The sequence below is a fragment of the Thermorhabdus hydrogeniformans genome (assembly GCF_049310025.1).
GTDB lineage: Bacteria > Bacillota > Thermosediminibacteria > Thermosediminibacterales > Tepidanaerobacteraceae > JBJYKD01.
On the sequence record NZ_JBJYKD010000019.1, the window covers coordinates 15,831 to 32,816 of the forward strand.

The 16,986-nt window shown below is 49.8% G+C and carries 18 protein-coding genes and 1 riboswitch; of the genes, 14 read left to right on the plus strand and 4 right to left on the minus strand.

From position 1 onward, the window contains the following. Positions 1-25: 25 nt before the first annotated feature. The 10 genes from ACKX14_RS10140 (at position 26) to ACKX14_RS10185 (ending at position 9,644) form a co-directional block, all read left to right on the plus strand. On the plus strand, positions 26-1,228 hold the full coding sequence (locus ACKX14_RS10140) for a bifunctional 3,4-dihydroxy-2-butanone-4-phosphate synthase/GTP cyclohydrolase II (RefSeq protein ID WP_422447230.1): 1,203 nt from the start codon (positions 26-28) through the stop codon (positions 1,226-1,228). A 63-nt stretch (positions 1,229-1,291) separates the two neighbouring features. Further along, positions 1,292-1,756: a 6,7-dimethyl-8-ribityllumazine synthase gene (gene ribH / locus ACKX14_RS10145; RefSeq protein WP_422447232.1), complete on the plus strand. Its 465-nt coding sequence runs from the start codon at positions 1,292-1,294 to the stop codon at positions 1,754-1,756. A 311-nt stretch (positions 1,757-2,067) separates the two neighbouring features. Beyond that, entirely contained in the window at positions 2,068-2,754 is a 687-nt protein-coding gene (gene ftsE, locus ACKX14_RS10150; protein WP_422447234.1) for a cell division ATP-binding protein FtsE, read from the plus strand. Further along, positions 2,744-3,616, plus strand: coding sequence for a permease-like cell division protein FtsX (gene ftsX, locus ACKX14_RS10155; RefSeq protein ID WP_422447236.1), 873 nt, complete (start codon positions 2,744-2,746; stop codon positions 3,614-3,616). The genes ftsE and ftsX overlap by 11 nt, the downstream gene beginning before the upstream one ends. Further along, positions 3,613-3,813: a recombinase family protein gene (locus ACKX14_RS10160; protein ID WP_422447238.1), complete on the plus strand. Its 201-nt coding sequence runs from the start codon at positions 3,613-3,615 to the stop codon at positions 3,811-3,813. The genes ftsX and ACKX14_RS10160 overlap by 4 nt, the downstream gene beginning before the upstream one ends. Continuing rightward, positions 3,797-4,009: a hypothetical protein gene (locus ACKX14_RS10165; protein WP_422447240.1), complete on the plus strand. Its 213-nt coding sequence runs from the start codon at positions 3,797-3,799 to the stop codon at positions 4,007-4,009. Before ACKX14_RS10160 ends, ACKX14_RS10165 begins: the two co-directional genes overlap by 17 nt. Beyond that, the gene (locus ACKX14_RS10170; protein ID WP_422447242.1) at positions 3,978-5,666 is read left to right on the plus strand and encodes an IS200/IS605 family accessory protein TnpB-related protein; all 1,689 of its coding nucleotides are present in this window, start codon (positions 3,978-3,980) and stop codon (positions 5,664-5,666) included. The genes ACKX14_RS10165 and ACKX14_RS10170 overlap by 32 nt, the downstream gene beginning before the upstream one ends. Positions 5,667-5,969: 303 nt before the next feature. Beyond that, on the plus strand, positions 5,970-7,112 hold the full coding sequence (locus tag ACKX14_RS10175) for a murein hydrolase activator EnvC family protein (RefSeq protein ID WP_422447244.1): 1,143 nt from the start codon (positions 5,970-5,972) through the stop codon (positions 7,110-7,112). Positions 7,113-7,155: 43 nt separating this feature from the next. Further along, positions 7,156-8,397, plus strand: a complete 1,242-nt coding sequence (locus tag ACKX14_RS10180) for a S41 family peptidase (protein ID WP_422447246.1) — start codon at positions 7,156-7,158, stop codon at positions 8,395-8,397. Between the two features lie 11 nt (positions 8,398-8,408). Further along, entirely contained in the window at positions 8,409-9,644 is a 1,236-nt protein-coding gene (locus ACKX14_RS10185) for a PDZ domain-containing protein (RefSeq protein WP_422447248.1), read from the plus strand. Between the two features lie 65 nt (positions 9,645-9,709). Here the strand turns inward: ACKX14_RS10185 and ACKX14_RS10190 are convergent, their stop codons facing one another. From ACKX14_RS10190 to ACKX14_RS10205, 4 genes are all read right to left on the minus strand, one after another. Further along, positions 9,710-10,381: an Asp/Glu racemase gene (locus ACKX14_RS10190; protein ID WP_422447288.1), complete on the minus strand. Its 672-nt coding sequence runs from the start codon at positions 10,379-10,381 to the stop codon at positions 9,710-9,712. Between the two features lie 19 nt (positions 10,382-10,400). Further along, positions 10,401-11,246 carry a MetQ/NlpA family ABC transporter substrate-binding protein gene (locus ACKX14_RS10195; protein WP_422447250.1) on the minus strand — a complete coding sequence of 282 codons (846 nt, stop codon included), beginning with the start codon at positions 11,244-11,246 and terminating at the stop codon, positions 10,401-10,403. Between the two features lie 118 nt (positions 11,247-11,364). Continuing rightward, positions 11,365-12,018: a methionine ABC transporter permease gene (locus tag ACKX14_RS10200; RefSeq protein ID WP_422447252.1), complete on the minus strand. Its 654-nt coding sequence runs from the start codon at positions 12,016-12,018 to the stop codon at positions 11,365-11,367. Continuing rightward, the gene (locus ACKX14_RS10205; RefSeq protein WP_422447254.1) at positions 12,011-13,045 is read right to left on the minus strand and encodes a methionine ABC transporter ATP-binding protein; all 1,035 of its coding nucleotides are present in this window, start codon (positions 13,043-13,045) and stop codon (positions 12,011-12,013) included. Before ACKX14_RS10205 ends, ACKX14_RS10200 begins: the two co-directional genes overlap by 8 nt. 72 nt (positions 13,046-13,117) lie before the next feature. Then, a riboswitch (SAM riboswitch) is annotated at positions 13,118-13,243 on the minus strand. A 167-nt stretch (positions 13,244-13,410) separates the two neighbouring features. On the opposite strand from ACKX14_RS10205, the gene ACKX14_RS10210 reads away from it, so the two are divergent. From ACKX14_RS10210 to ACKX14_RS10225, 4 genes are all read left to right on the plus strand, one after another. After that, the gene (locus ACKX14_RS10210; RefSeq protein WP_422447256.1) at positions 13,411-15,120 is read left to right on the plus strand and encodes an ABC-ATPase domain-containing protein; all 1,710 of its coding nucleotides are present in this window, start codon (positions 13,411-13,413) and stop codon (positions 15,118-15,120) included. 30 nt (positions 15,121-15,150) lie between these two features. Further along, positions 15,151-15,549, plus strand: a complete 399-nt coding sequence (locus tag ACKX14_RS10215) for a secondary thiamine-phosphate synthase enzyme YjbQ (RefSeq protein WP_422447258.1) — start codon at positions 15,151-15,153, stop codon at positions 15,547-15,549. 43 nt (positions 15,550-15,592) lie between these two features. Further along, complete coding sequence (locus ACKX14_RS10220) at positions 15,593-16,345, plus strand: fumarylacetoacetate hydrolase family protein (protein WP_422447260.1); 753 nt, start codon at positions 15,593-15,595, stop codon at positions 16,343-16,345. 259 nt (positions 16,346-16,604) lie between these two features. Next, positions 16,605-16,802: a hypothetical protein gene (locus tag ACKX14_RS10225; RefSeq protein WP_422447262.1), complete on the plus strand. Its 198-nt coding sequence runs from the start codon at positions 16,605-16,607 to the stop codon at positions 16,800-16,802. Positions 16,803-16,986 lie beyond the last annotated feature (184 nt).

Below are 16,986 nucleotides of genomic sequence, written 5' to 3' on the forward strand. Positions count from 1 at the left end.
TCTTATCGTGAGGGAGAATTATATTATGTCTGAAAAATTTAATTTTAATACAATTGAAGAAGCTGTTGAAGAAATTAAGCAGGGTAAGATGATCATTGTTGTGGACGATGAGGACAGAGAAAACGAGGGAGATCTGCTAATGGCTGCCGAAAAAGTGACTCCTGAAGCTATCAGCTTTATGGCCACCTACGGCCGCGGGCTCATCTGTGTCCCTATAACGGAAGAAAGGGCAAAAGAACTTAACTTATCGCTGATGGTCAGCCAGGGTAGCGATCAGTTGGGAACAGCCTTTACCATTACGGTTGACCATATAAGTAATTCCACGGGAATATCGGCTTATGACCGGGCTTCTACCATAAAAGCCCTGTTAGCCCCCTCCACACGACCTGAAGACCTCCGGCGGCCGGGCCATATTTTCCCTCTTATAGCCAGAAAGGGCGGGGTTCTGCGAAGGGCAGGTCATACCGAAGCTGCAGTGGATCTTGCCCGATTGGCCGGCTTTTATCCCGCAGGAGTCATATGCGAGATCATGAAAGACGATGGGACCATGGCAAGATTGCCGGACCTTGTCAGGTTTTCCAGAGAACACAATTTGAAAATCATCACAATTGAGGAACTCATAAGATATAGAAAAACCAGAGAAAAACTGGTGGAAAGAATAGCCGAGACGCAGCTTCCTACCGACTTCGGGGAATTTAAACTTTTATGCTATAAAGACGTCATTACCGGCGAAACCCACCTGGCGCTGACAAAAGGGGAAATAAATCCTCATGACGTACCGCTTGTAAGGGTGCACTCCGAATGCCTTACCGGAGATGTATTTTTTTCCCAGAGGTGTGACTGCGGGCCCCAGTTGAGGGAAGCCATGAAAATCATTCAGAAAGAAGGGAAGGGTGTAATTTTATACATGCGACAGGAAGGCCGCGGAATAGGCCTCGCCAACAAGATAAGGGCTTATGCTCTCCAGGATGCGGGATTCGACACGGTAGAGGCGAACCTGAAATTAGGATTTCCGCCGGATCTTCGGGATTACGGCATTGGAGCGCAGATATTAAAAGACCTGGGTATAGAAAAAATGCGCCTTTTAACCAATAATCCAAAAAAAATTGTGGGTCTTTCAGGATACGGCCTTGAAATAACAGAGCGAATCCCGCTTAAAATCACCCCTTCAAAAAATAATATAAGATATCTAAAAACCAAGAGGGAAAAACTTGGTCACCTGTTATAATTGTATCTGGTTTTCACCCTTTATAAAATTTTAATATTAAAAAATTTAACAGGGAGGATTTTTATGCCCAAAATAATAGAGGCCAAACTGTCTGCCGAAAACCTGAAATTCGGTATCGTAGTCAGCCGCTTTAATGAATTTATTACAGAAAAATTGTTAGAAGGAGCGCTGGACTGCCTTGTGCGACACGGTGCCGGAGAAGAGGATATTGAAGTGGTGCGGGTGCCGGGGAGTTTCGAAATTCCGCTTGCTGCAAAACTGCTGGCTGAAAGCGGGCGCTTTGATGCGGTAATATGCCTGGGCGCCGTTATCCGCGGTGCCACACCCCATTTCGACTATGTGGCGTCCGAAGTTTCCAAAGGGATAGCATTGGTGGCACTGGAGTCAAAAGTACCCGCCATATTCGGCGTTCTTACCACCGATACCATAGAACAGGCGGTAGAAAGGGCCGGTACCAAGGCGGGCAATAAAGGCTGGGATGCGGCACTGACGGCCATTGAAATGGCCAATCTAAAAAAGTTATTGTAATTCCATCCCGAACCATCTGATTGCACATAATTTGAGGACGGCTTCATCAGGCCGTCCTCAATGGTTTAAGATGGGAAGTAACTAATTTTTTGAGAATACTGCTCCATTAAACCCGGACAAATACCATAGTTCACTCAGAACAACCTGAAGATGGATAAAAGATGTTGAGAAAAAAAGGTTTATGATGATATACTTAAAAAAGCCGGCGATCTTTGATTAATTCTATATTTTATTAGTGTTTTATGAAGGATTTTTGAGATTGACGTCGAAGATAAAAAATAGGCCAACTACATAATGCGGAGTGATTTCAAGTGATTGAGATGTACGGAGTCTCCAAGGTTTATCCGGGCGGTCTTGTAGCCCTTTCAGATATAAATTTAAAGATTTCCAAAGGTGAGTTTGTCTTTATCGTCGGCCCCAGCGGCGCTGGAAAGTCCACTTTTATAAAGCTGTTGTTCAGAGAAGAATTGCCCACCAAAGGCCAGATATTTTTTAACGGAAAAAATGTGACAAGGTTAAAACCCGGGGAAATACCCTATCTCCGGAGGAAAATGGGTATCGTTTTTCAGGATTTTAGGCTTTTGCCCGAAAAAACCGTTTACGAAAATGTGGCTTTTGCCATGGAAGTGGTGGAAGCGTCCGGCAGAGAAATAAGGAAGAGGGTTCCGGAAGTGCTGGAAAGGGTAGGCCTTGCCTACAAGACGAAGGCCAGGCCCGCAGAACTGTCCGGGGGGGAGCAGCAAAGGGTGGCCCTTGCCCGGGCGCTGGTCAATAACCCGGATGTCATTATTGCCGACGAGCCCACTGGAAATCTTGACCCCGACACTTCATGGGATATCATGAAACTTTTGAGTGATATAAATAAAAGAGGCACCACGGTGGTTGTGGCCACCCATGCAAAAGAACTGGTAAACGCCATGAGAAAACGGGTCTTACAACTGGATAAAGGCAGTCTGGTAAGAGACGAAGAAAGAGGGGTCTACAGTAATGAAGCTTAGAACTTTTAATCACTTTTTCAGAGAAGCCTTTATCAGTCTTGTAAGGAACAGGTGGATGAGCCTTGCTTCCATAGGTTCGGTGGCCTCCGCCCTCATCATTCTGGGGTCTTTTTTGCTCCTTTCCGTCAATTTCGACCACATTCTGAAAGACGTCGAGTCTCAGGTCGAAATTACCGCATATTTGAAGGACTCGGTAGACCAAGCCGGCATCTCTCGACTGAACACTCGAATAGGCGCGCTTGAGGGCATTAAGGAAATTAAATTTGTCTCAAAGGAACAGGCGCTGGAAGAATTCAAGGAGCAGGTGGGAAGAGACCTGCTGGAAGGCATAGAAAATCCCCTTCCAAATTCTTTCAGGATAAAAGTGGCCAACCCCCGGGAGGTGGCCCGGGTTGCCGCGGAAATTGAAAAGCTGCCTGGGATCGAGGAGGTAAAATACGGCAAAGGCGTGGTGGAGAAGCTCTTTAAAATCATATACTGGGTGAGGCTGCTGGGTGCGGTTATAATGGCGGTCTTTGCCGCCGTGTCGGTCTTTATAATATCAAACACCATAAGGCTGACGGTCTTCGCCAGGCGCAGGGAAATAAACATAATGAAATACATCGGCGCCACCGATTGGTTTGTGCGCTGGCCCTTCCTCATTGAAGGGATGTTCCTGGGGCTGGTGGGTTCGTCCATCGCGGTGGGCATCCTGGCGGCTGGCTACAATTACATTTACAACGTTGTCAAACTAAACGTCCCCATGATTTCGCTTATACCCATCGAGAGGTTTTACTATTATTCCCTCGGATTTTTGCTCATAGGCATGCTCATAGGGGCTTTTGGGAGCAGCTTTTCCATTAAGCGTTTTTTACACGTATGACCGGCGTACTTCAAGACGCACGAGAGAAAGGCTACCGTGTAGTGGCGGAGTATTCGGATGTGGCTTCGGGTTTAAACCCAAAGCGCCGGGGTCTGGAGCGTATGCTGAAAGCGGCCGAGAGGGGCGAGTTCAAGAAATTGCTCATCGAATACCCCGACCGGCTGGCGCACTTCGGGTTATTTGGAACGCCATCTTAAGTACTGCGGTGTGGAAATAGAAATCACTTCGCAGAAAGAGCCTGAAGACGCACATACGGAATTGGTCCAGGATTTGCTGGCTGTAGTGACTTCTTTTTCAGCCCGGCTGTATGGTGCGAGGGGTGGCAGAAAAACCCGGCAGGGCTTTCGGGAGCTGATAAGGGATGCCGAAGAAACAGAAAAAGGACAAATTTAGCATGACGGTTTGCGGGGAGTTCTTTCCGGAGATTTCCCCAGCCTTCCGGTCTTCTAAGTGGAGCCGGGGAGAGGAAGACCCTCTTGTGACAGAGATGCGCCTCTTTTGTGCCTGCATGCGGTGGGCATTCAACCGACTTCTGGAAGGTACTTCCCGTGATGAGATCAAAAAACTTGGCCAGAAGCTCTTCGGACTCAACTCCCGGTATGCGGACGACGCCAGGCTTAAGACACAGGCCGTGCTGGACTCCCAAAAAGAGTTACTGGAGTTGGAGATTGAGGAGACGGAAAAGAAGCTGAGCCAGGCGAGGAAGAAGCTCGGCGCAGCCATGAGGAAGCTGGTGAAAGCAGAGAGGAAAGGCGATGCCCCGGACATTGTTGAAAAACTCCGCCTGGTAGTCAAGGGACGGAACAACCGGGTAGCATCTTTAGAGAAGAAGCTGATCGAACTGGAGGTTCACCGGGAAAACGGGACCGTACCCAAGGTGGTGTTTGGCGGGAGAAAACTCTGGAAAAGGGTCTGCAAAGGCCGGGCCACGCGGGAGGAGTGGCGGGCCGCTCGCAAAAACCGCCTCTACTCCCGGGGAGACGAAACTAAAGGTGGTAACCCCAACATTAAGGTATCTTTTGACGGGCAAGAGTTCCGCTTGGCTGTCTCCATATCCCACATTTCCGAACAGACAGGCACGGATAAACTTGGCCGCCCGAAGATGAGCCGTGCCCCCAGGGTAGAGGGCAGGTTGTGGCTGCCGGAGAAGTACCGGCACTTGGTGCGGATGTGGCTGGCTGTGAAGCTACCCTACACAGGAGAGCTCATACGCACCCTGGAGGGCCGCTATATAGTGCATCTGACGTTCGACCTTGGTGGGGTGCGGGAGCCCGACTTCGCTAAAGGTTGTTTAGCCTTGGACACCAATCCTGATGGAGTGGCCCTGTGCAATGTAAACGCTTCAGGCCAGCCGGAGCCGTGGCCGGAAAGTTTTAATATCCCTTACCCCGGCAACCTGGGCAAGTATGAGGGAGAATCCCAGGTTATTACTTACCCGAATGGTTTTCTGTACATCAGAGTACCTGATCTGGCTTACGCTTCCGGCTTCCGTCGGAACTATCTGATAGGCGTCTTAGCCAAAGTGGTGGTAGACATAGCCCTCTTTTTAGGCAAACCCATTGCCTTGGAGGATCTGGATTTTGCCAAAGACAGGCTGGACACCAATAAGAAGTTCAACCGTATGGCTTCCAACTTTCCCTTTGCCAAAATGGTGGAGGCGGTGTGCAGGAGGGCTACCAAGGAAGGAGTGCCTTTTAAGCCTATTCCTGCCCGGCACACGTCTAACATTGGCTATTGGAAGTATAGGAGAAGTTATGCTGTTCCGGTGCATTGCGCTGCGGCACTGGTTATAGGCCGTCGGGCGATGGGCTTTAAAGAACGGGTAACGAAAGAAATAAAGCAAGTGTTAGCCCAAATCAAGCAAAACCTGACTCGAAAGGTTAATCCTGATATACCGGGGGAAGGAAAAGGGATGACCCGTGGGGTCAGGGCCTGCTTGAGGCGGTTGGAGGGGAAGCTCCTGCTGCACAACGGGCTTGTCTCGCGGCAGCAGGAAGCGTATTACTTCGTCTGGCATGACCTCAAAAAGCTCGTCCTGTCCTTATGGTGACCCCGTTTAGCCGGTGTCGGACAAACCGGTAGGCGTCCTAACAGGACGCGGGAGGCGGGATTGGTTCCCTACCGGGAGGTCAGCACAATCTGGTGGAAGCTTAGACTTTCCCGTGCAAGTGGTTCATACCGGTTGTGTCCTACCGGTGCAGTACTCCCGTCCGGGTGGGACTCCCGGGCCGAGGCCCCCTGTCGCCCTGCCCCTCGGAGGGCAAATCAAATATCCGGAAGGAGGCGAAAACCTGGTCCGGGGGCCGACTTGGCTGAAGATAAAAACAGTCAAGTTTTTTGAACCAGGAGGCAATTGTCGCAGGGTAAACTAAAAATACTCACAGTAATGCTTCTGGCGGTGTTCGCATACGCCGTCGCTTTACCTGCTTCTGCCACCGACCTGCAGGAATTGAAGAACAAGCAGAACATCATCCAGAAACAGCTCTCAAACATAAGAAATAACATTAAAAAGGTGAACAACCAGAAGAAAGACGTCTTGTCGGAACTTGCCGTCATCGAACAGGAACTGAATAAAGCCCAGCAGGAGCTGAAGGCTACAGAAATAAAATTAGAGGAGACCCGGCAAAAACTGGTAAAGACCCAGCGGGAATTGAAAGCGGCTGAGGATCAGGTCGCCGAGCAGCAGGATAATCTCAACACCCGGATAAGGGCCCTTTACATGACGGGACCGGTTGATTACATAGAAGTGCTCCTCTCGGCTTCCAGCTTTCCCGATTTCCTGACGAGGCTGGACATGGTCAAGAGGATTATTGACAGTGATAAAAACCTGCTTGCGGAATTCAGGGCGAAGAAAGAAATGGTGGCCCAAAAGAAGGCGGAACTGGAGGAACAGAAAAATCAAATTGCCCAGCATTACAGAAAAATTAGCATAACAAGAGCCACCATAGCCTCGCGCCAGAGCGACAGGCAAAAGCTTCTGGCGGAACTGGAGGAGCAAAAGCGGGAATACGAACGCCAGGAGGACCAGCTCCAGGAAGACGCCCGGCGTTTGGCTAAAATGATCCAGCAAATGCAGGCAAAAAGCAAAAGGGCATATATTGGCACGGGAGAATTTCGCTGGCCGGTGCCCGCATCCACCCAGGTTACATCCGATTTCGGTTGGAGGGTGCACCCCATTTTTAAGGTAAGAAGATTTCACGAGGGTATTGATATTGCGGCGCCGACGGGTTCCGATGTAGTGGCGGCCGACGACGGTGTGGTGATATACACGGGCTGGTACGGCGGATACGGCAATACCGTCATTATAGACCACGGAGGCCAGCTGTCTACACGCTATTCCCACCTTTCGAAAATTCTGGTGAAAGAAGGGGAAAAGGTTAAAAAAGGAGACAGGATCGGCCTTGTGGGCAGCACAGGCTGGTCTACGGGGCCCCACCTGGATTTCGGGGTAATAAAGAATGGCCAGCATGTAAACCCTTGGAATTGGTTAAAATAAGTGATATAATTTAAAAGAAATTACTTGATAGGTGGTAGAGCAGATGCTGGCAAGCAGGGCGAAAAGCGCAATAAAAGTAGCGGTACTGTGTATGGCGGTATCGCTGCTTTCGTTTATTCTGGGGGCGAAAATAGGCTATAAGCCCCTTTATGTTTTTAACAAAGCGGAAAAAAACGCAACTATTACCCAAGATGACATAGAAAATTTTCGTCGCCTCAGACCGCTGCTCGACGTGATGAAAATGATTGAGAACAGGTACGTTAAGGAAGTCGATACCGCCGCGCTGGTGCAAGGCGCCGTTAAAGGCATGGTGCAATCCCTGGGGGACCCATACAGCGTCTTTATGGGGCCCGACGAATTTCAGGATTTCCTGATTTCGGTGAAGGGTTCCTTTGAAGGTGTCGGCATATCTTTGGGTGTTGATAAAAAAACCGGAGCCATCATGGTCGTTTCCCCCATAGAAGGCACTCCGGCTCAAAAGGCCGGCATTCTCCCGAAGGACAGGATAGTCCGGGTAAACGACACTGACCTGAGGGGCAAGAGCGTTGACGAAGCCGTAAAGCTGCTCAGAGGCAAGAAAGGCACCAGGGTCACGGTGTACATCGAAAGGCCCGGATTTAAAGACCTGCTCAAATTTGAACTGGTCAGGGACAGCATCCGCATGAAGACCGTAAAAGAGGAGATGCTGGGACAAAACATTGGATATGTCAGGATAACTTCTTTTGATTCCTACACCGCAGACGAGTTCAGGGAGGCGCTGGCGTCTTTAAAGAAACGGGGCGTTAAAGGCATGATACTGGATTTGCGCAATAACCCGGGCGGTTCCCTTTACGAGTCGGTAAAGGTGGCCGACATGATCCTTGGCAAAGGCCTGGTTGTATACACTGAAGACAGGTATAATAACAGGCTGGAGGAATACTATTCCGATGAGCAAAGATTGACCATCCCCCTGGTGGTTCTTGTAAACGAAAACAGTGCCAGTGCGTCGGAGATAGTGGCGGGAGCCATTCAGGATTTTAAGGCGGGTGTACTTGTGGGCACCAGGACTTTCGGCAAGGGTTCGGTCCAGGAACTGCAACCCCTTGAAGACGGTTCCGGATTGAAGCTAACCATCGCCAGATACTATATACCCAGCGGGAGGAGCATAGACGGCGTGGGAATTGAGCCAAATGTGAAGGTGGAGCTGGATAAGGGGGAAAACCCGTTCGCAGTGCCCAGAGATAAGGACAACCAGCTTAATAAAGCCATTGAACTGATAAAATCATGGATTATGGCGGGAAAGTAGAGGGGGATTTCATGTTTCCTCTTGGGAAAATCATCTTATTGCTCCTGCAGGGCTTGCCCCAGGCCGTACTCAGTCCGTTTTTCTGGCTTGTCATCCTGATCGCGTGGACGCAGTACAAAAGGACGGCGGAACTGGAGCTCAAGATGTTTGGAGCCATGAAGGTAAAACCCCGGGAGAAAGTGATATATGCCGTATTGTATGGAACCCTCGGGGGCCTTGCAGGCAGCCTGGTGGTCATATTAGTGGGCATAAGCATATCCGGGACCGGACTAGCATATGTGTGGCCGCTGGCACTGCTTTTGATGCTGGTTCATCCCCGATTCATCTGTTTTTCCTATGCGGGGGGGCTTGTTTCCCTTTTTTCGCTCCTCACCGGTTTTCCCAGAATAGATGTGGCCGGGTTGATGGCGCTTGTCGCGGCTCTTCACCTGGTGGAAAGCTTTTTAATTTTTTTTGCGGGTTACATCAATGCCTCCCCGGTTTTTATCAAAGATGACCGCTGTGGTATTGCAGGGGGGTTCTCTCTTCAGGAATTCTGGCCTGTTCCGATTATGCTTTTAACGGTAGTCATAAGCCAGGCACCGGTGGGAGACATGATTCAAATGCCCGACTGGTGGCCTCTCATAAAGCCGCCTTCCGGCATTCTCGAAAATCCTCGAGCGGTATTTTTAATGATCCCTGTGGTGGCGGCCCTGGGGTATGGCGACATAGCTCTAACCAGAACACCAAGGGCCAGGTGCAGGGCGTCGGCCGTACATTTGCTGGCGTTTAGCGGGATACTGCTGGCCCTATCGGTGTTGGCTTCGCGAAACACCGTTTTTGCCTATACGGCTGCGGTCTTCGGACCCGCCGCCCATGAACTGCTCATCATAACCGGTAAAAGAACGGAAAGGCGGAATCCGCCGCTTTTTGCGCCGCCTCCCGAGGGAGTGCGGGTCCTGGATGTGGTAAAAGGCTCGCCGGCGGAAAAAATCGGAATTGGTCCCGGGGATGTCATTCTTTCCGTCAACGGCCAGCCGGTAAACAGCCCGGAGGACATGAGAAGTATTATGTCCTTGTATCCCACTTATGTGTGGATGACCGTAAAAAGCCGTTTCGGTGAAACAAAAAACCCCGAGATCAACGCATATCCCGGAGGAATAAATTCCATAGGAGCCATACTGGTTCCCAAAAACGGCCAAGGAATTTATGTGGTAACGGAAGAAGCGGGAGTGTTTCCCCTGCTCAGGCGTTTTTTCAGAAAATAGCGGCCCTTTCCGCTCGAAGGGCAGATTTTTCATCCATACTTCCATATTTCCACGCCGTCATTCTTTTAAACGCGTTTATTGCCGCCGTGCAATAGATGTGCCAGCATTTCATCAGCGGGGTCGATCACGGGGATATTCGTTCTCTCCTGCAGCACTTGTTTCAGGTAGGGGAGATGGGTGCACCCGAGCACCAGCCCATCTACTTCAAGGCTGCGGGGGAGAAGTCCCGCCAGCTCGTATTTTTCAATGATGAATTCCGGTGGTTCCAGATTCTCAATGGCGATTACCACCGGGAGCATGGAAATCCCCAGGATTTGTACGGCCGGGTTCCGCTCGTAAAAGATTTTTTCTATTCCCGCCAGGCACTGGCCGTTGGCCGCCCACAGCATCAACCTTTTGTACCTTGAAGCCAGGCTGCGGTATATGTCCAGCGGAGTGACCACAGAAGTGCCCGGATGGGATCGCTTTACGAGTTCAAGGTCTATTGCGGCGGCCAGAGAATTGCAGTATATCATCACCTTGTTTATGCCCTGCTTTTCAAGGTCATCGATGATAGAGATAACTTTTTGAACAAGAGCGTCGGGGTGCAGAAACTGCAGCAGATTCTGCTCTTCGGGTCCCGATGCGGTGGGAACACCCACCGCTGCGAGGCCCTTTTTTTGTATAAAATCAACTCCCATCCTGGTGTCCACAGGCGTGCCGGCAATTACGCCGATGGTTTTATCGGATTTTGACAACATCATCACACCTCTTCATTTAAAAGGCCGGCACCACTGAACCTTTATACTTTTCTTCGATGAATTTTTTAACTTCAGGAGAATTCAAAGCCTCAGCCAGTTTTTTAAGCTCGGGTCTTGATTCGTCGCCTTTGCGAACCGCCAGTATGTTGACATAGGGGGAATCCGCCGATTCGATGAAGAGAGCATCTTTGGTGGGCACAAGTTTTGCCTCAAGGGCGTAGTTGGTATTGATTACCGCCGCATCCACGTCCTGCAGTACCCTCGGCAGAGTGGCGGCCTCCAGTTCTGATATTTTAACGTTTTTGGGGTTTTCGGCGATATCCCCCACGGTGGCTTTAATGCCGGTGCCTTCCTTTAATTTTATAACTCCGGCCGATTGCAGGAGCAACAGAGCTCTTCCACCGTTGGTGGCGTCGTTGGGTATGGCGATGGTGGCTCCCTCTTTCAGTTCACTGAGGTTTTTAATCTTTTTGGAATAAATTCCCATAGGTTCGATATGGACTTTAGCGATATAAGTCAGGTCAAGATTGTGTTCTTTTGAGAAGTCTTCAAGATACGGAATATGCTGGAAATAATTAGCATCCAGTTCTTTCTCGGCCAGTTTGAGGTTGGGTTGCACATAATCCGTAAATTCTACAATATCCAGCTTGATTCCTTCTTTTTCGAGGATGGGTTTTACGACATTTAATATTTCGGCATGGGGTACCGGTGAAGCCCCTACTTTAATGGTTACGACCTTTGAGCCGCCGGAATTTTGGCTCTGAGATTGTTCGCCGGAGCTGGCTCCCTGCTTTGCGCCGCACCCTGCCACAAGAGCGGCGATAAGACCCAGTACCAAAACCAGAGTTAAAATCTTTCTCACATAAATCTCCTCCTCGTTTTAAACTAAAAGTTGATTTTGGTGTAGAGAATCAGTCTGCTGCCCGAGATGGCCAAAAGCACCCCTGAATCAAAGGGTCTTTTACACATAAGATGTTAAATTACCGGTTTTTTGAAAGCCGGCTTACAAAGAAATCACCTATCATCTGGGTCAGCTGCACCATGACCACCAGGATTACCACGGTATACAGCATGATGTCAAGCATAAAGCGCTGATACCCGTATCTCACAGCCAGATCTCCCAGTCCACCACCTCCTATGACGCCTGCCATGGCGGAATATCCCACCAGATTTATGGTGGTTATGGTAATCCCCGCGGCTATTGAAGGCAGTGCCTCGGGGATCAGCACCCTGGTTATGATCTGAAAAGGCGAAGCTCCCATGGCCTGGGCCGCTTCTATGACGCCGCGGTTTACTTCCCTCAATGCCGTTTCGGTGAGCCTGCCCATAAAGGGAATGGCCGCCACCGAAAGGGGGACGATGGCTGCTGTAGTTCCTATCGCCTTTCCCACCAGAAGGCGCGTGAAAGGTATGAGGACTATTAACAGGATTATAAAGGGCACGGAACGAAATATGTTTACGATGGTGCCAAGTATTTTATTTAAAAGAATATTCTGCAGTATCTGGCCCCTGTCGGTCACCATCAGCAGTATGCCCAGAGGTATGCCAAAGACCGTTGCAATTAAAACCGACACCGCCACCATATAAATGGTCTGCCATGTGGAAACCAGCAGCAGGTTTAATGTTTCAGACATTTTCAATCACCTCCACATTGAGCCCCAGCCCTTTAAGGTATTCAAAAGCCTCGGCGGTCCCGCCGTTCTTTCCCCTCAGTTCTACCACAAGAGTGCCGTAGGGGGTGTCCTGGATGTGGTCGATGTTGCCATACAGTATGTTGACGTCCACATCAAATTTTCTTACGATGCTGGATATGACGGGCTGGGCGGTAATCTCGCCGAAAAAGCCGATTTTGACGATTTTCCCTTCCAGGTGCCCGTGGTCGAGGTTCCTTATCCTGTCTTTTAGCTCTTCGGGAAGTTCCGATAGAGTTATGGATTTCAAAAAATTGCGGGCGGTTTCAGTCCTGGGGTTTGAAAATACTTCCAGGAGGGGCCCCTGTTCCACCACGCGGCTTTTCTCGATGACCGCCACCGTGCGGCAGATCTGCTTGATGACGTTCATCTCGTGAGTTATCAGCACTATGGTGATTCCCAGTTGCTTGTTGATGTCCCTCAGAAGGCTCAAAATGGACAGAGTCGTCTGTGGGTCCAGGGCCGAAGTGGCCTCGTCGCACAACAGGACCTTTGGATCGTTGGCCAGGGCCCTGGCAATACCCACCCTCTGCTTCTGGCCGCCCGAAAGCTGAGAGGGATAGCTGTCGGCCTTGTCGGAAAGTCCCACAAGGTCTAAAAGATTTTCCACTTTTTCATTGATTGTCTTTCTGTCCAGACCCGCAATCTCCAGGGGAAATGCGACATTGCCCCTGACGGTCCTGGAAGAAAGCAGGTTAAAATGCTGAAATATCATGCCTATTTTTTTTCGCATTTCCTTTAGTTCATTGGGAGTAAGGGTGGTCATTTCAACACCGTCTATCTCTATGGAGCCGGAGGTGGGCTTTTCAAGCATGTTGATGCAGCGGAGAAGGGTGCTTTTCCCGGCGCCGCTGAGGCCGATGACACCGAAAATATCGCCCTTTTTTATATCCAGGTTAACGCCGTCCAGCGCCTTGATATCCCCCGAATCCGAATGATATATCTTCGTGAGATTTCTGATGTGGATCACCGAAGACCCTCCTTTTGCCAAAATAAAAATAAAAAAACCCCTTCTGACAACACGAAGAGGCTTTCAAGAATCCTCTCATCTGTCAGAACACAGCGTTCTGCAGGAATTAGCACCGCTGCAGCCGCGGCTTTCGTCGACCGCCGGCTGCCGGTTGCCGGGCGTCATCGGGCCAGTCCCTCAGCCTGCTCTTGATAAGAGTTCTTCCGCATATTCACTTTGGTTGCTTAAAATATTAGCATGGTTTTTTTTGTTTGTCAATAGGCAGATCAATACACAACCGGGGTTTAAATAGATCCGGGTATGGTGTATAATATTACCATAAAGCTTTAGATATTTGCACCGCTTTTAGTTGGAGGAAAGTTGAGATGAAGTATAAGGACGACTTGAAAAAAGTACTGGACAGAATCGACGGAAAGGGATATAAAGCTTACAAGGAGATACAGGGCGAATACGACTTCGGATACTTTAACCTGTATATCGACCACGTCCAGGGGGATCCTTTTGCCGCTCCATCCAGGATAAGAGTAAGGGTGGATATGAAAACCGCAGGCATCGACGAGCGGCTGTATAAGACACCGGCAAGGACCACGGCGCTGGAGGATTTCCTGGCAAGGGAAGCGGCGGATTTCATCCGGACGCTGCCGCGGGTGAGCGGCACCGGCAAAAGCGGGGAGATTTATATAGACAGGGGCAACCAGGAGATTTTAAAGCGGACCGCGGTAATTGTGAAAAAAGACTACGTGGAGGCCAGGCTGAGCGTGGGTTTACCCGCCTTTGGCCGGCGCATTAACGGGAGGGGAGCGGCTGCGCTGTTGTTGGAGTACCTGCCTCAAATAGTAGACAGGGCCCTTTTATTTAAAAGCATAGATGGAAAAACGGCGGGAAAGTGGGTGGAACTCTTCGAAGACCAGGAATATCTCAGGGAAAGACTCAAGAAAAGCGGCCTTGTGGCCTTTGTGGCCGACGGCTCAATTTTGCCCAGGGAAAGCGGCATAAGCGACAGGCCCATGAGGGGCGGTAAGGTGGTGCCCTTCAAATCCCCGGAGAGCCTCAGGGTGACTTTCAACCTGCCAAACTCGGGAGTAATAACAGGCATGGGCATACCGGCCGGCGTTACCCTCATAGTGGGAGGCGGGTACCACGGCAAGACCACCCTGCTTTCCGCCTTGCAGCGAGGCGTTTACAACCACATACCGGGGGATGGCAGGGAATTCGTAGTGACGGTGGAAGATGCGGTGAAAATAAGGGCCGAAGACGGCCGCCGGGTGGAAAAAGTGGACATCAGCCCGTTTATTTCCAACCTGCCCGACGGCCAGGATACCGTGAGGTTCTCCACGGAAAACGCCAGCGGCAGCACATCCCAGGCGGCCAACATAATGGAGGCCGTTGAAATAGGCACCAGTCTGCTGCTCCTGGACGAGGATACATCGGCCACTAATTTCATGATAAGAGACGCCCGGATGCAAAAACTGGTATCAAAGGACAAGGAGCCCATAACCCCGTTTATAGACAGGGTACGCCAATTGTACGAACAAATGGGCATCTCTACGGTTCTTGTCATGGGCGGGAGCGGCGATTACTTTGATGTGGCCGACTGCGTTATAAAGATGCAGGACTATATCCCCTGCGATGTTACCGTTGAGGCTAAAAGGATAGCGGCGGAATTCAAGACGCACAGGCAGGTGGAAATAGGCCGAAGGCCGATTTCCGTAACCCCGCGAATAATTATGAAAGAGGGGCTTGAGCTCAGGGAGAAGAAAAAGGTCAGGACCAGGGATATCGACACTCTGCAGTACGGCAGGGAGAACATAGAGCTCGACTACGTGGAACAGCTGGTGGACAGGAGCCAGACCGCTGCGGTGGGAGAAATTATAAGGTACGCGGCCGCAAAATACGTTGACGGCAGGCGGAGTTTAAAGGAAATAGTATTGAAGGTTTTTGATGATATTGAAAAATACGGCCTTGATGTGGTTTCGCTCTTTGCCGGAAAGCATCCGGGGAATCTGGCACTCCCGAGGCCTCAGGAAGTGGCGGCGGGGCTCAACAGGCTCAGGACTTTGAAAGTTAAAGGTTGATACAGGCGGATTGAAAAGGGGGGAATATGTTTGTTTACTTTTACATTGGAGACGAATTCGAAAAACGAGATGGTGGATATCACGCCTCTGGTTAAACAGGCTGTCAGAGACTCAAAAATTGAGGAGGGACTCTGCTGTGTTTTCGTGCCCCACACCACCGCCGGGGTAATCATCAACGAAAACGCCGACCGCGATGTAAAAGCGGATATTATTGGGGCATTGAGCAGGCTTGTCCCGGCCAGCGGGGATTACAGACATATGGAGGGGAACTCCGACGCCCATATTAAGTCCTGCCTGGTAGGAAATTCGATAACCGTTCCCGTGGAGGGTGGTGTGCCTGCTCTGGGCACCTGGCAGGGGATATATTTTTGCGAATTCGATGGCCCACGGAAGAGAAAAGTCCTGATAAAAATTATTAAAAGCGTATAGCGTAGAGATCAAAATTTTAAAAGACAGTGCGAGGAGGAAGAAAATGAAAATTGTAAGATTCAAGCATGGCACTGACGTGAAATACGGCGTCGTGGAATCTGGAAATGTGCAGGAAATCAATGGGGATATTTTTGCGGAAATACACAAAGGGAAAAACGTATACGGCCTGGCCGATGTGAGGTTGCTTTCGCCGGTGGAGCCGTCCAAAGTCGTGTGCGTGGGAAAAAATTACAGGGAGCACGCTTTTGAAATGGGCGAAGAGGTACCCGAAGAACCGGTGATTTTTCTGAAACCGCCCACTGCGGTAATAGGGCCGGAGGAGGGCATCTTATGCCCCGAGATGTCGTCCAGGGTGGATTATGAAGGCGAACTGGCCGTGGTCATCAGGAACAAGTGCAGAAATGTGCCGCCGCAGGACGTCCGCCGCCACATCCTGGGGTACACCTGCGGCAACGACGTTACTGCCAGAGACCTGCAGAAAAAAGACGGTCAGTGGACCAGGGCAAAGTCCTTTGACACCTTCTGCCCGCTGGGACCGTGGATAGAGACCGAATTAGACCCGGAAGACCTGAAGATACAGACTTTTTTAAACGGCGAGCTCAGACAGAGCTCCACCACAAAAATGATGATTACTCCGGTTTATGAACTCGTAAGCTTTATTTCGAGGATTATGACCCTCCTGCCCGGCGATGTGATTATGACCGGAACGCCTGAGGGTATCGGGCCCATGCGGAGGGGCGATGTGGTTGAGGTTGAAATTGAAGGCATAGGAAAATTAAAAAACCGTGTTTTTTAGCCTCGATTTCGCGCTTTTCTCTGTATAAGGATGGCGCAGTCGTGGCATAATATAAATAGAAAATTTGAAGAGAAATGGAGAAAAATGGATGTAGAAAGGAATTTTTCGAAAAATATATCTTTTTTATAACTTTATGCACTTGAACAAATTTTTATCGTATAGTATAATGTTTGTGAAAGAACTAACAGACTTATAACATATGCCCTCATTTTTTTATACCAATTTATTTTGAAAAATACGCAGAAAAGGAGGGAAAAAAATGACCAGGAATGAGTACCTAGACCGAGAAAGAGACATGCTTTTGAAGGCTTATATGACGGCCGGCGAAGAGGAAAAGCGGGAGATAATGTTAAAGATAATGAACATAGATGCTCAGGCCGGCGACAAGGATACCTACGGAAGAAAATCGAATGGTTTCTTTACCCGCCGTAGAAATAAAATCATTTACATGAACTAAAAAAACCGGGGCCCTCCCGGTTTTTTTAGTTTCATCGATATTTTGGCTGATGGAGTTTCGGCTGATACAGCCGCTTCACCCTGCAGTGAGTCGGGATGCGGCAAAGGATAAAAGGATAGATAATTAACACCGGGTTTTGCGAACAATTTTTCGGTTTTGTCTTTTCACGGTAAATGATATATGT

Bases quoted from the DNA above. Each gene is read 5' to 3' on its own strand.
- ACKX14_RS10160 (WP_422447238.1), top strand. From the start codon at position 3,613: ATGACCGGCGTACTTCAAGACGCACGAGAGAAAGGCTACCGTGTAGTG.
- ACKX14_RS10225 (WP_422447262.1), top strand. From the start codon at position 16,605: ATGACCAGGAATGAGTACCTAGACCGAGAAAGAGACATGCTTTTGAAG.
- ACKX14_RS10220 (WP_422447260.1), top strand. From the start codon at position 15,593: ATGAAAATTGTAAGATTCAAGCATGGCACTGACGTGAAATACGGCGTC.
- ribH (WP_422447232.1), top strand. From the start codon at position 1,292: ATGCCCAAAATAATAGAGGCCAAACTGTCTGCCGAAAACCTGAAATTC.
- ACKX14_RS10180 (WP_422447246.1), top strand. From the start codon at position 7,156: ATGCTGGCAAGCAGGGCGAAAAGCGCAATAAAAGTAGCGGTACTGTGT.
- ACKX14_RS10210 (WP_422447256.1), top strand. From the start codon at position 13,411: ATGAAGTATAAGGACGACTTGAAAAAAGTACTGGACAGAATCGACGGA.
- ACKX14_RS10200 (WP_422447252.1), bottom strand. From the start codon at position 12,018: ATGTCTGAAACATTAAACCTGCTGCTGGTTTCCACATGGCAGACCATT.
- ftsX (WP_422447236.1), top strand. From the start codon at position 2,744: ATGAAGCTTAGAACTTTTAATCACTTTTTCAGAGAAGCCTTTATCAGT.
- ACKX14_RS10185 (WP_422447248.1), top strand. From the start codon at position 8,409: ATGTTTCCTCTTGGGAAAATCATCTTATTGCTCCTGCAGGGCTTGCCC.
- ACKX14_RS10170 (WP_422447242.1), top strand. From the start codon at position 3,978: ATGCCGAAGAAACAGAAAAAGGACAAATTTAGCATGACGGTTTGCGGG.
- ACKX14_RS10140 (WP_422447230.1), top strand. From the start codon at position 26: ATGTCTGAAAAATTTAATTTTAATACAATTGAAGAAGCTGTTGAAGAA.